The 12376-nt window shown below is 59.0% G+C and carries 11 protein-coding genes; 6 read left to right on the forward strand and 5 right to left on the reverse strand.

Annotated features, from left to right (window positions below):
- Position 1 precedes the first annotated feature (1 nt).
- From P0119_01730 to P0119_01755, 6 genes are read left to right on the forward strand one after another with little or no spacing between them, the layout of a single operon-like run.
- Complete coding sequence (locus tag P0119_01730; protein ID MDF0664773.1) at positions 2 to 1087, forward strand: V-type ATPase subunit; 1086 nt, start codon at positions 2 to 4, stop codon at positions 1085 to 1087.
- On the forward strand, positions 1075 to 1404 hold the full coding sequence (locus P0119_01735) for a V-type ATP synthase subunit F (protein ID MDF0664774.1): 330 nt from the start codon (positions 1075 to 1077) through the stop codon (positions 1402 to 1404). Before P0119_01730 ends, P0119_01735 begins: the two co-directional genes overlap by 13 nt.
- Complete coding sequence (locus tag P0119_01740; protein MDF0664775.1) at positions 1401 to 3131, forward strand: V-type ATP synthase subunit A; 1731 nt, start codon at positions 1401 to 1403, stop codon at positions 3129 to 3131. The genes P0119_01735 and P0119_01740 overlap by 4 nt, the downstream gene beginning before the upstream one ends.
- Positions 3131 to 4600 (forward strand): V-type ATP synthase subunit B, encoded by a 1470-nt coding sequence (locus P0119_01745; protein ID MDF0664776.1) that lies wholly within the window; start codon positions 3131 to 3133, stop codon positions 4598 to 4600. The genes P0119_01740 and P0119_01745 overlap by 1 nt, the downstream gene beginning before the upstream one ends.
- Positions 4601 to 4638: 38 nt before the next feature.
- Complete coding sequence (locus tag P0119_01750) at positions 4639 to 5256, forward strand: V-type ATP synthase subunit D (protein ID MDF0664777.1); 618 nt, start codon at positions 4639 to 4641, stop codon at positions 5254 to 5256.
- Positions 5257 to 5267: 11 nt separating this feature from the next.
- A complete protein-coding gene (locus tag P0119_01755; protein ID MDF0664778.1) occupies positions 5268 to 6422 on the forward strand; it encodes an acyl-CoA dehydrogenase family protein in 1155 nt (384 codons plus the stop codon).
- A 16-nt stretch (positions 6423 to 6438) separates the two neighbouring features.
- Here P0119_01755 and P0119_01760 read toward each other — a convergent pair whose 3' ends face one another.
- The 5 genes from P0119_01760 to P0119_01780 form a co-directional block, all read right to left on the reverse strand.
- Entirely contained in the window at positions 6439 to 7431 is a 993-nt protein-coding gene (locus P0119_01760) for an electron transfer flavoprotein subunit alpha/FixB family protein (protein ID MDF0664779.1), read from the reverse strand.
- Positions 7432 to 7454: 23 nt separating this feature from the next.
- Positions 7455 to 8273 carry an electron transfer flavoprotein subunit beta/FixA family protein gene (locus P0119_01765; GenBank protein MDF0664780.1) on the reverse strand — a complete coding sequence of 273 codons (819 nt, stop codon included), beginning with the start codon at positions 8271 to 8273 and terminating at the stop codon, positions 7455 to 7457.
- Positions 8270 to 9979 (reverse strand): electron-transfer flavoprotein:ubiquinone oxidoreductase, encoded by a 1710-nt coding sequence (locus P0119_01770; protein MDF0664781.1) that lies wholly within the window; start codon positions 9977 to 9979, stop codon positions 8270 to 8272. Before P0119_01770 ends, P0119_01765 begins: the two co-directional genes overlap by 4 nt.
- Before the next feature lie 99 nt (positions 9980 to 10078).
- The gene (locus P0119_01775; GenBank protein ID MDF0664782.1) at positions 10079 to 11662 is read right to left on the reverse strand and encodes a thiamine pyrophosphate-binding protein; all 1584 of its coding nucleotides are present in this window, start codon (positions 11660 to 11662) and stop codon (positions 10079 to 10081) included.
- Positions 11663 to 11741: 79 nt separating this feature from the next.
- Positions 11742 to 12299, reverse strand: a complete 558-nt coding sequence (locus P0119_01780; protein ID MDF0664783.1) for an ABC transporter substrate-binding protein — start codon at positions 12297 to 12299, stop codon at positions 11742 to 11744.
- Between the last annotated feature and the right edge of the window lie 77 nt (positions 12300 to 12376).

Raw genomic sequence — 12376 nt, forward strand, 5'->3', positions numbered from 1 at the left:
CATGGCCGACTACGCCTACAGCAACGCCAGGATCCGTGCCATGGAGGGCCGCCTTCTCAACCGAGGGGAGTATGAATCCTTGTTGGGCTGTGCGAGTTTCGACGGGCTCGTCGAGGTTCTGAAGAGCTCGCGATATGCTCATCCGTTGGCACTAGCGCTTACGGGATACGATCCCACTCGTCCCGCTGAGACGGTCGTTCGCATCGATGAAGTGCTCCGGCGAAACCTTACGCAGAACCTCACGGCGCTTCGACGCTTCTTCTCCGATCGCTCGGGTGAGCTGATCAACGAGCTGTTCCTGCGATGGGATGTCTACAGTCTGAAAACAGTGCTACGTGGGAAGCAGGCCGGCGCGCCGGTCGAAGAAGTCCTGGCGGCGACGCTTCCGGTCGGGGAACTGGATGACATTGCTCTGGGGGAACTTGCGCGAGCGCCTACCATGCAAGCCATGGCTCATCTGCTGGAAACGTGGCGACATCCACTCGCCCATCCTGTCAGAACCGGGCTGAATCTGCTTGGAGCGACCGACAGCCTGGAACCGCTCGAGCATGAACTCAACCGGTTCACTGTTGCGCACACATCCCGACTAGCGGCGGATGGTGATGACGACGACCGAGCCGTCAGAGACTATCTCTTGTTCCTGGGGGATAAGGCCAATCTTCTGACTGGGCTTCGCTGCCTTGCCGAACGTACCGCTCTTTCGCCCTTTGAGGCAGGTCGTCATTTCCTGAAGGCAGGGGGTCGGTTCACGCGAACCCATTATGAGGCAATCGTGAATGCCCGAGATACGCGGGATGGACTCGCCTGGCTCGCCGGCACCCCTTACAGCTGGCTTGCAGACGCGTTTTCGACGTTTTCGGATGGAGAGCCCATTTCTCTTCCACTCGTCGAGAGGAAATTGGACCTGGTAGGCCTCCGCAAAGCAGTCGGCCTCTCTCGACCGGACCCGTTGGGGATCGGTCCGGCGATCTTGTATATCGAGCAGACGACCAACCAAGTTCGCAACATCAGAATGATTCTCAGGGGCAAGGCTTTGGGAATGCAGAACGATCAAATTGAGGAATGGCTGATCCTATGGCCAGCCTGATCGTCATCACCGATCCCGACAGCGCGCTGGGTTTTCGATTGGCTGGCGTCGAAGCGACCGAGGTGAGCGTCAAGGAAGAGGGGGCCGAGCGGCTGCTTACGCTCCTTCGAGCGAAGGAACCGGGCATCGTGATCTATAACGACGAGTACCGGACGGGGCTTTCCGAAAAAAGCCAGGTCGAGCTGGAGGAAAGTGTGAGCCCGGTCTTCTATGCAATGCCCATCTCTCAGGCGAGAGGCGGGGGGGAGTCGCGAGAGCACTATCTCGCCCGGCTCCTCCGGCGGGCGATCGGCTATCAGTTGAAACTGAAGCGATGAGCGGAACCATCGTCAAGATCTCCGGCCCCACCGTCGTCGCGCGAGGCATGGAGCAGACCCGCATGTTCAATCGTGTCGCGGTCGGGAGGACCGGATTGCTGGGAGAGGTGATTCGTCTTCTCGGCGGCGAAGCAACGATTCAAGTATACGAAGACACCACCGGGTTGATGTTGGGAGAAGAGGTGACTGATGCCGCAGAACCGCTCCACGTAGAGCTCGGCCCCGGACTCCTCGGTGCCATCTTTGATGGAGTCCAGCGTCCCTTGGACCTACTGGCGACTCAGCAGGGGGACTGGATCGGGCGCGGTGTTCTGTTGCCGGCCCTGTCCAGAGTACGGCCATGGACGTTCGCTCCGACAGCCTGTCCTGGGACTGCGGTCGTCGGTGGAACATGCGTGGGTGTCGTACAAGAGACTTCGAAGGTTGAACATCGTATTCTGATACCGCCCGGAATCTCCGGGACACTTTGCCGAATTCAGGCAGGCACCTATACGATCGAGGAACCGATCGGCTGGCTCGACGGCGACCGACCCCTGACCCTGTTACAACGCTGGCCGGTGCGAACGCCCCGCCCCGTTACCGAACGGCTGCCCCCGATCGTGCCCTTCATCACCGGCCAACGGGTGTTCGATATGCTCTTCCCTATCGCCTCCGGCGGAACCGTGATTGTGCCCGGCGGGTTCGGAACCGGCAAGACTGTGGTGGAGCAGACGCTCGCCAAGTATGCGCAGGCCGACATCATCATTTATGTAGGGTGCGGGGAGCGAGGCAATGAAATGACCGAGGTCTTGACCGAGTTTCCACAGCTGAAAGACCCCACCACAGGCTTGCCGCTCATGGAGCGCACCATCCTTGTCATCAATACCTCGAACATGCCGGTGGCGGCACGGGAGACCTCGATTTACACGGGGATCACGATGGCGGAATATTATCGTGACATGGGCTACGCCGTCGCCTTCATGGCCGACAGCACATCGCGTTGGGCGGAGGCGACCCGAGAGATCTCAGCCCGGTTGGAGGAGATGCCGGGCGAGGAAGGCTACCCCACTTATCTAGCCACCAAACTGGCCGGGTTCTATGAACGGAGCGGTCGAGTCCGCTGCTTGGGAGAGACCGACCGGCAGGGGTCAGTGACGATTGTCTCCGCCATCTCTCCACCCGGAGGAGATTTTTCAGAGCCGGTAACACAAGGCTCGATGCGGATAGCAGGGGGGCTTTGGGCCTTGGACTCGGATCTGGCTCATCGGCGCCATTTTCCCGCGATCAATTGGAAACGGAGTTTTTCCCTCTATACCCATTCACTCGATCCATGGTTTCAGGCGCAGGTGGCCTCGGACTGGCCGGAACTCAGAATCGAGCTGGCCGGACTTCTCCAGAAAGAAGAGGAACTGCAGGAGATCGTCCAGCTCGTGGGGATCGATGCTGTTCAAGACCGGGAGCGCATCCTGTTGGAAATCAGCCGTCTCATTCGAGAAGAGTACCTCCGGCAGAACGTCTATTCGGACGTCGACGCTGCCTGTCCGCTCGCGAAGCAATATTGGATGCTCAAAGCCCAGCTGTCGTTTCTTGATTACTGTCAAGGCATGCTGAAAAACGGGCATCCGATCGAGCAACTCCTCGCCTCGCCGTTGAGAAGCGAGCTTGAACGTATGAAGGAAACGCCTCCGGACAGTTGCATCCAGCAGGCCCAGGAAATGATTGAGAAGATGCAGCAGGAGTTGAAGTAATGGATGACCTGATCACCCGCGACTATCAGACCGTGAGCGGCATTGCCGGACCGCTCCTTTTCGTCGAGAGACTGAAGAAGGCTTCTCTTGGAGAGCTGGTCGAGATCATGCTCTCCAACGGGGAAGTTCGGCGGGGGCAGGTGATCGAGTTGTCCGAACAGCATGCCGTGATTCAGGTCTTGGAGGAAACAACGGGCTTGGGAGTAACCGGGACCCGAGTCCGGCTCACGGAATCGGCCGCCACGATGGATCTCTCGCCGGATCTTCTGGGTCGGCGGTTGAGCGGTGTCGGTGCGCCGCTTGACGGCCTACCGCCGATTATCCCCGACGCTCGCATGGCCATCATCGGGCAGCCCATGAATCCCGTCTCTCGGGACAAACCGTCCCATTTCATTCAGACTGGAATCTCGACGATCGATGCGCTCAACACATTGGTACGGGGGCAAAAGCTGCCGATTTTCTCCGGCGCCGGCTTGCCGGCCAAGGAAGTAGTCGCCCAGATCGTTCGCCACGCAAAGGTGCGGGAAGGGACTGGCTCCGACCGCAGGTCGGTGCCTGTCCCTCTACGGACGGGGACAGACACCACGAGGAAGGGTGTCAGTCCCCTTGATACCGGAGCCGGTCCCTTCACCATTGTGTTCGCTGCCATGGGGATTACGTTCCGTGAAGCTTCGTTCTTCCTCGGTGAGTTCGATCGCGGCGGGGTCATGGAGCATGCCGTGATGTTCCTGAACCTTGCCGATGATCCGACAATCGAACGGCTCCTGACACCGAGATACGCTCTGACGGCGGCCGAGTATCTCGCGTTCACGCTCGGACGACATGTGCTGGTCGTTCTGACCGACATGGCGGCCTATTGTGAAGCGCTGCGCCAAATCGCCACGGCTCGTGAGGAGATCCCCGGGCGACGGGGCTATCCAGGGTATATGTATTCCGACTTGGCTTCCATCTATGAGCGGGCAGGGCGGATCAAGGGCAAGGCCGGTTCGATCACGCAGCTTCCCATCGTCACCATGCCGGATGATGACATGACACACCCGATTCCCGATCTGACCGGATACATTACGGAGGGGCAGATTGTGTTGTCCCGGGAGCTGCATCGCAAAGGCATCTTTCCTCCTATCGATGTGTTGCCCTGTCTGTCACGGCTGATGAACCTCGGGATCGGGCCCGGCAAGACCCGCGAGGACCATCGGTCGGTGGCTGACCAACTCTATGCCTTCTATGCCCATGGACGAGACATCCGGCGGCTCGCCGCCATCGTCGGCGAGGATGGCTTGAGTGAATCCGATAGGCGGTTCTTGAAGTTCGCTCAGGACTTTGAGCAGGACTTCGTGAGCCAAGGATCACAGAACCGTGAGATGGAAGAGACGTTGGACATTGGATGGACATTTTTGCGGTATCAACCCAAGGAGCGGCTGACAAGGGTAAAGCCGGAGTGGATTGAGAAGTATTACGTCAAGGCGTGAAACGTGAACCGTTAAACGGGAAGCCCGATTAACGACCAATGGAAACCATCGGACGGACACGCATGAATCTGTTGCTGCTGAAGCGCCGGATCGAGGTCGCTCAGCGTGGGTTGGCGCTGCTCCGCAGCAAGCGTGAGGCGCTGATGCGCGAATTCTTCGCCGTGATGGACCGCCTGGTGGAAAGTCGAGGACAGGTGGAGAGCGTCATGGGTCAAGCGCTCGCCAGCCTCACGGTGGCCCTCAGCATGGAAGGAATGACCTCGCTCCGATCGACCGGGTACGCCGCAAGACGGACGCTGTCCATCGAACTGACCGAACGCAACGTGTGGGGTGTCCGCTTTCCGGAAGTCCACTACGGCCCGGTGATTCGAGCATTCGATGCCAGAGGCTATGCGGTTTCAGGGGTATCCGCGCACATCGACGAAACCGCCCGACGGTTTGAAGAGGTCCTGGAACTGATTCTCCGCAATGTCTCGGTGGAATTGCGGCTGAAGAAGCTCGGTTCTGAGACGAAGAAAGTGACGCGCCGGATCAACGCGTTGAATGAAGTGATGATCCCTGGGTTGACTCGTGAGATCAGGAACATTCGGCAGACCCTCGAAGAGCATGAGCGGGAGGACCTGTTCCGAATGAAACGATTCAAGGCCGGAGATTAAGGGGGGCCGATATGGATTTTGAACTCACCGATGAGCAGCGGTTGATCAGAGAGACTGTTCGACGATTTGCGGAGCAAGAGCTCGCCCCGGCGGCGTCGGAGCGCGATCGAGCCGGACGGTTTCCACGCGAGTTGGTCAGCCGCATGGCCTCGATGGGTTTCCTCGGAGGACCGATCCCGAAAGAATACGGCGGCTCAGGTTTGGATTACATCAGTCACGCCATCATCACTGAAGAAATAGGTCGAGCGGACTCATCGTTGCGGACCACGTTGTCGGTGCAGGTCTCGCTCGTTGCGCTGAGTCTGGCGCGATGGGGGAATGAAGATCAGAGACGCCGGTACCTTCCAAAACTGTGTGCCGGCAGTATGTTGGGCTGTTTCGGCCTCACGGAGCCGAATGCTGGAAGCGATCCGGCCTCGATGGATACCAGCGCCGTGAAGCAGGGAGCCGGTTGGATGCTCAACGGAACCAAGACATGGATCTCCAACGGAACCGTGGCCGATCTCGCGCTGATCTTCGCGCAGACCGACAAGGCCAAAGGCCATCACGGCATCGCCGCCTTTCTCGTAGAGCAAGCCACGCCGGGATTCGCAACCAGACCGATCACCGATAAGCTCGGGCTCCGCTCATCAGATACCGGTGAGTTGATCTTCGACAACTGTTCAGTGCCGGAGAGGGCTTTACTGGGATCGGTCAGCCAAGGATTCTCAGTTGCCATGTCAGCCTTGGACAATGGTCGATTCAGCGTCGCAGCCGGTTGTGTGGGGATTATCCAGGGCTGTCTCGACGCCTGTATTGAGTACGCCAAGACGCGCCACCAGTTCGGACGGCCCATTGGGAGCTTCCAACTGGTGCAGGACATGATCGCCCGCATGGCGGTGGACCTGGATGCAGCACGCCTGCTCGTGTTTCGGGCCGGCCATCTGAAGAACCAAGGAATGCCCAATACGGTCGAGACATCCATCGCAAAGTATTTTGCTTCCGAGGCGGCGGTACGGGCTGCAACCGATGCCGTGCAAATTTTCGGTGCCTATGGATACTCCGAAGAAGCCCCTGTCGCACGGTACTATCGCGACGCCAAGGTGGCCACGATCTATGAAGGCACGTCGCAGATCCAGAAGCTCTTGATCGGCTCGCATCTGCTGGGAATGAGAGCATTTACGTAATTGAGGTTCTCGTTGATTACCCTGCTTTCAGTTTCCTCACTTCTTCCGTCAGCAGCGGGAGCACTTCAAAGAGATCGCCGACGATGCCGTAGGTTGCGAGTTTGAAAATGGGCGCATTGGGGTTATTGTTGATCGCCACGATCGTGCGGGCGGAGGACATTCCGGCCAGATGTTGAATGGCCCCTGAAATGCCGCAGGCGACATAGAGTTGCGGTGAGACGGTCTTGCCTGTGAGACCAATCTGGTCGCTGTGCGGCCTCCAGCCTGCATCCACCACCGCGCGCGATGCGCCCACGGCTGCCCCCAGTGCGGCGGCGAGTTCTTCGATCAGCTTGAAGTTCTCCGGTCCTTTGAGGCCTCGGCCTCCCGAAACAATGATCGTGGCCTCGGTCAATTCTTTCTTCCCTCCGACTGTCTGCTGTATTTCGCGAACCCTGGCCATCGGCCGCGTACTCTCGCACGAGACCGTGAGCCTTTCAACGGAAACAGCGGCTGTGGGTTTAGGATTCAACGACGAGAAGACGTTTGGGCGGAGAGTCACGACCTGCATGATCGGTTTCTTTGCCTTCACGACCGCTCGCAGTTTTCCGCCATAGATGGGACGGGTGGCAACCAATGAGCCGTCGGTTTCCATCTCCAGCGCCACGCAGTCCTGCATCAGTGCGCTCTTGAGCCTTGCCGCCAATTTAGGAGCGAGGTCCTTTCCCATCGAGGTGGCACCCACCATAATAGCGACCGGCTCAAGCGCCCTGGCGGTATCCGTCACGATCGTCGTAAAGAGTTCGGACGAATAGTACGTCAGCGCTGAGTCCTCTGCGAGCAAGATCCGCGAGGCGCCGTGATCGGCAAGCTCTTGCGTGAGGGAGTCGATTGAGGAGCCGACAACCAGCGCGACGACATCACTGCTCGACATCTTGCTCAGGCGACAAGCCTGACCTAAGGCTTCCAGCCCAACCCTTTTCAGCCGACCATCACGTTGCTCACAGAAGACCAGGATCGGATTGGCCATTCTCTCACGCCTCACGGGTCAGGTCAGATCACCTTCGCCTCTTCATGGAGCAGTCTGACGAGCTCTTGGACCGCAGCAGCGGCGTCGCCTGGGATGATTCGGCCGACCGGTCGCGGTGGGGGCGATTCCAGCCGAACAAGCTGCAGTTCCGCTCCCGCTGCGCCGACGGCTTCCCGGGCGACGTCGATCGTCTCCCGGTTCCAAACCTCCAGTGGCTTCTGCTTGGCCTTCATGATGCCGGGGAGCGACGGATAGCGAGGCTCGTTGAGGCCTTTCTGGCAGGTAATCAACGCCGGCAACGGAGCCTCCACCACTTCAATGCCTCCCTCGATCTGCCGATGGGCGACGACGGTCCTGTTCTGCCGATCCACTTGTAGCTTGTTTACCACGGCGACGTGTGGAAGACCCAGCAGCTCTGCGACCTGAATTCCCACGGCCCCACCGTCGTCATCCACCGCCTGCTTGCCGAACAGGAGGAGATCGAAGGACAGCTGTCTGAGTGCTGCTGCCAACACCAATGCAGTGGTATAGCCGTCACCCCCTTCGAAGGCCGGATCGCTCAACAAGATCGCTTTATCGGCACCCATCGCGAGACAGGTCCGCAGGGATTCCTCCGGCTTCTGAGCCGCATGCGGGCGAAGAGACAGCACGGTCACGTCACCGGAGCCGAGTCGTTCCCTGATCTTCAGTGCTTCTTCAACAGCAAACTCATCGTAGGGATTCACGACGAAGTTGAGGCCCGCCCGTTCGATGTCCGTCCCATCTCGCGTCAGAACGAGCTTGGATTCAGTGGCAGGTACTTGTTTGATACAGACGATGAGCTTCATTTCGTTCGGCGTCACAGCCCCTGATAACGCGGTCCTCCCTCAGCAGGAGCCCGCCAAACGATGTTCTGTACGTGATCACCGGAGATGACGTCGAGGGGATCCTTGATCACGCAGGTCTTGCAGTGCACGCAGTTTGCGAAGTTGACCTGAATGCGGCGGCCGGCTCCTTCGCCCACCAACTCATAGACCCTTGCCGGGCAAAAATACGTGCAGGGCGCATCTCCGAATCGAGGGATGCAGTCCGTCACACATCGCGCTGGATCGAGGATTTGGATGTGCGAAGGCTGATCCTCTCGATGTTGCGTGCCGGAATGATAGACATCGGTCAGTTTATCAACCAGCACTCCGGCGTCGTACTGTGCCGGCTCATCGGCCCAACGGCCTCGAACCGCTTGATCAAGCGGCCGCAAATGTCTGAAATCCTCACGGACCGCTCCAGGTTTGGTCGGACCGAGTCCAGTCCACATCGTCAGTCCTCCGAGGAGAAGGCCCGGCGGGCAGCCGTAGGCAAAGGCCCGCCTGAAGTTCCGCACATGATACAGATCCTGCATGATATAGGACGAGGCCAGTCGGGCTTCATAGGACGAGAGTGTTGAGGCAGAGGTGTCGTTTTGCAGCAGGGCATCGAACATCGTCTCAGCCGCCAAGATCCCGCTTTTCATCGCATAGTGGATGCCCTTCAGATAGGGAACATTCAGCAAACCAGCCGAGTCGCCCACGAGCAATGCGCCGTCGACGTACGGTCGAGGAACGGCAAAGTAGCCGCCCTCGGGAAGAGTCTTGGCTCCGTACGCGATCACCTCGCCGCCCTGGAGGAAGCGCTGGATGAAGGGGTGCTTCTTGAGCCGCTGAAGCTGGGCTTGGGCGTCCATTTGCGGATCATCCCAATCCAGCCCGCAGACCATTCCCACCGCGAAGAGATTATTATCGAAGCCGTAGCAGAATCCTCCGCCGAAGACATGAGAGCCAAGCGGGTAGCCGATCGTATGAATCGCGAGACCCGGCGATCCTCCAGACTTCACCTGAATCACCTCTTTGACACCCAGGGCATAGGATTGAGGATCCCGCCCCTCACGTAGCTTGAACCGATTGATTAAATCCTCAGCCAGGGTCCCATAAGGGCCTTCACCGAAGACCGTGATCCTGGCGTGGATGTTCGTCCCTGGTTGGTAATTGGCTTTCCTACCGCCATCGGCATCGAGCCCCTTGTCCCCTGTTTGAACACCGCAGACTCGCGTGCCGTCGTAGAGGATCCTGACCCCACAGGTCTCGTGAAACAGGTAGACGCCGGCTGCTTCTACCTGCTCAGCGAGCCAGAGGTTCAGCTTCTGGAGAGAGCCGAGGTAACAGCGATCCTGTCGATAGGAAGGTGGAATCAGCACATTGGGCAGCCGAACATTCCTCCCGGTCGTCAGATACCGGAGGCTGTGCTGAGTCACACGGAGCGAGAAGGGAAAGCCACGATCGCGATAATCTGGCAACAATTCTTCCAGCGCGATCGGGTCGAAGATGGCGCCGGAAATCGCATGCGCCCCGACATCGTGCCCCTTCTCGATCAGCGCAATTCGCAGTTCAAGGCGAGGACTCGATGTCTTGCCGGCGGAGATCTGCCCGTTATGGCTTGCGATCAACTGAGTCAGGCGAAGCGCCGCCGAGAGATTGGCCGGCCCTCCCCCTACGAACAGGATATCTACGTCAAGGATCTGACGGTCTTCATCCATGGGTTTGTCCGTGAGGGACCGGCTCCGGCTTTGCCGGTGCCAGTCCCTTCATCTCGGTGGGACAGTCGACGATCGGACGTGCGACAGTCTCCGGGTACTTTACGTCTTGCTCAGCCTTTGGAGAGTGAGTGAAAAGTCTTTCGGTTCCAGTACCACCTCGATGAGTGACACTCCGGCCCGATCACATGCCTGCTGCAGCGCGATCCGGAACTCTTCCGGCGTGAATGCGCGTGTGCCCTCGGCTCCCAAGGCTCTGGCCACCGCCACATAGTCCCAGTGATGGATATCCCACACCGCGCTTGTTCCACCCAACGCCTCCAGGCTGCGGTACCCTCCGTTGTTGAGCACCACGACCACAGCGTTCACCCCGTAGCGCACCAAAGTTCCGATCTCCATACCCGTCATCTGGAATCCGCCGTCGCCGACCAGTGCGATTGGCCGACGATCGGGCGCGGCCAACCCCGCGCCTAGAGCGGCAGGCACGCCGAACCCCATGCTGGCGTAATAGCCTGGATTCAGGATCGTCTCGGCGTTCAATCCAACCGCGCCGAACAAACAATCACCCGTATCGATCGTGAAGGTGTAGCGTCGATCCTCCAAGCGACTCAATTCCGAAAAGACGGTAGCGACCATGGACCGGCTCTCCGCTCCGGGCGGTTCCGGCACGTAGTCGTTGCGAAATTCCCGCGGTTTGATCTTGGAGGACTCCAGCAGGGACGTCAGGACCTCGGCGAGCCCGACGTGCCGATACCGATGTCGGCTGATGACGATCTCGTCGGACAACACCTGGATCAAGGTCTCGCGGGCGATCAGACTCGTGAAGCGTCCGGTCTCCGTATCAGTCAGCCAGACCCCCAACATGAGCAGGCAGTCCGATTCTTCGACCATCTGCCGTGCATAGGGGTGCCCGGCTGCACCCATGTAGGTTCCGATAAAGTTCGGATGGTGCTCAGGAAAGACTGCCTTCCCCATGAACGAGTTGGCGACCGGTAGGTTGTAACGCTCAGCGAGCCGGATGACCTGATCCCGAAGATCGAGTCTCATGATGTCGATCCCTGCCAGAATCACGGGAGCCCGGCTCCGGTTGAGGCGATCGTCCATTTCCTGCATGGCCTCGGCCAATGTGGCCCGATCCCGCTGGGGAGCAACGGGCGTCCATGGCTCGGCCTCATCGATTTCAGCCCAGGTCAGGTCGCGTGGGATTTCCAGATAGCCCGGCCGCAGTTCGCGGCGCACCGCCTCGATCACCCGGGTGATTTCGCGCGATGCGGTCTTCCGATCTTCGAGCGTGGCCCCGGCAGCGGTCATCTCCTCATAGATGCGGCGCTGTGTGTCGAACCCCTTCACCTTGTGATGGATCAAGAGTTCTTGGTCTCGGCCTGCCAGGTCAGGCGCCCCGCTGATCACCAGCACCGGCGATTTTTCCGCGTAGGCCTGCGCAATCGGATTGACCATGTTGAGCAAGCCGGCCCCGTATGTGCCCATCGCCACCCCGATCCCTTTGAGGCGAGCGTAGGCGTCGGCGGCAAAACCGGCCGAGGGTTCATGTGTGGTCAGAATTGAACGGATAGGACTGTCTGCCAGCGCTTCGTAGAGGGGGAGCACGTGATCGCCTGGAATGCCGAAAGCATGGGCTGTGCCAAGGTCGAACAGTCGTTGGAAGAGGTAAGGAGCCAGACGCATTTCAGCCCCTTGTGAGGTATCGATAATTCGTCCACCGTCCCCTGTGCGGCCCAGCGGCTCGAAGAGACAGTCCCTCGGATTAGGAGGCGTGCTTCGCTTTCGTCTCCTCGGTGACGGTATGCTCCCGCAGCTTTTTGACCAATTCCTCGTAAGAGCTCTCGCGAATGATCTTCTGAAACTGGCTCCGATAGTTACTCACCAAACTTACGCCGTCTATGATGATGTCGTAGGCAGACCATCGACCAGCTTTCACCAAGAGACGGTAATCCATCGGAAGCGTCGTTTTGTCAGACCGCAACTCGGTCCTCACCTCCGCATACGACCCTTCGATCCGTTCGGTTAAGTAACGCACGTCTTGTTTTTGCCCGCTATAGTCTTCGATCCTTCCGGCGTACTTGTCGGAGAGAAAACTCTTGTATGCCTCGACGAACTCATTCCGCTGAGTTTCGGTCAGCTGCTTCCAGTAACTGCCCAACACTCGTTTGGACATTTCTGCATAGTCGAACCGGTCAGCGGCGATCTCTTCGAGCATACGGCGACGCTGTGCTTGTTTGGCCGGGTTTTTCAGGGAAGGGTCTTCGAGGATACGGAGTACGTGAGTGACCGTCTCGCGCACCGCTTCCGTCGGAGTTTCCATGTCTCGCGAGGAGGCGGTGACAGCGAAGCACCAAAGAAAAGCGTATACAGAGACCGCCAGGCACACTAAGCACCTTG

Origin of the sequence: Nitrospira sp. (assembly GCA_029194665.1) — a bacterium.
Classification (GTDB): domain Bacteria; phylum Nitrospirota; class Nitrospiria; order Nitrospirales; family Nitrospiraceae; genus Nitrospira_D.

What these genes read in the sequence shown, in the direction of transcription:
- P0119_01755 (MDF0664778.1), top strand. Translation starts at nt 5,268, where the DNA reads ATGGATTTTGAACTCACCGATGAGCAGCGGTTGATCAGAGAGACTGTT.
- P0119_01760 (MDF0664779.1), bottom strand. Translation starts at nt 7,431, where the DNA reads ATGGCCAATCCGATCCTGGTCTTCTGTGAGCAACGTGATGGTCGGCTG.
- P0119_01775 (MDF0664782.1), bottom strand. Translation starts at nt 11,662, where the DNA reads ATGCGTCTGGCTCCTTACCTCTTCCAACGACTGTTCGACCTTGGCACA.
- P0119_01740 (MDF0664775.1), top strand. Translation starts at nt 1,401, where the DNA reads ATGAGCGGAACCATCGTCAAGATCTCCGGCCCCACCGTCGTCGCGCGA.
- P0119_01735 (MDF0664774.1), top strand. Translation starts at nt 1,075, where the DNA reads ATGGCCAGCCTGATCGTCATCACCGATCCCGACAGCGCGCTGGGTTTT.
- P0119_01745 (MDF0664776.1), top strand. Translation starts at nt 3,131, where the DNA reads ATGGATGACCTGATCACCCGCGACTATCAGACCGTGAGCGGCATTGCC.
- P0119_01770 (MDF0664781.1), bottom strand. Translation starts at nt 9,979, where the DNA reads ATGGATGAAGACCGTCAGATCCTTGACGTAGATATCCTGTTCGTAGGG.
- P0119_01780 (MDF0664783.1), bottom strand. Translation starts at nt 12,299, where the DNA reads ATGGAAACTCCGACGGAAGCGGTGCGCGAGACGGTCACTCACGTACTC.
- P0119_01730 (MDF0664773.1), top strand. Translation starts at nt 2, where the DNA reads ATGGCCGACTACGCCTACAGCAACGCCAGGATCCGTGCCATGGAGGGC.
- P0119_01750 (MDF0664777.1), top strand. Translation starts at nt 4,639, where the DNA reads ATGGAAACCATCGGACGGACACGCATGAATCTGTTGCTGCTGAAGCGC.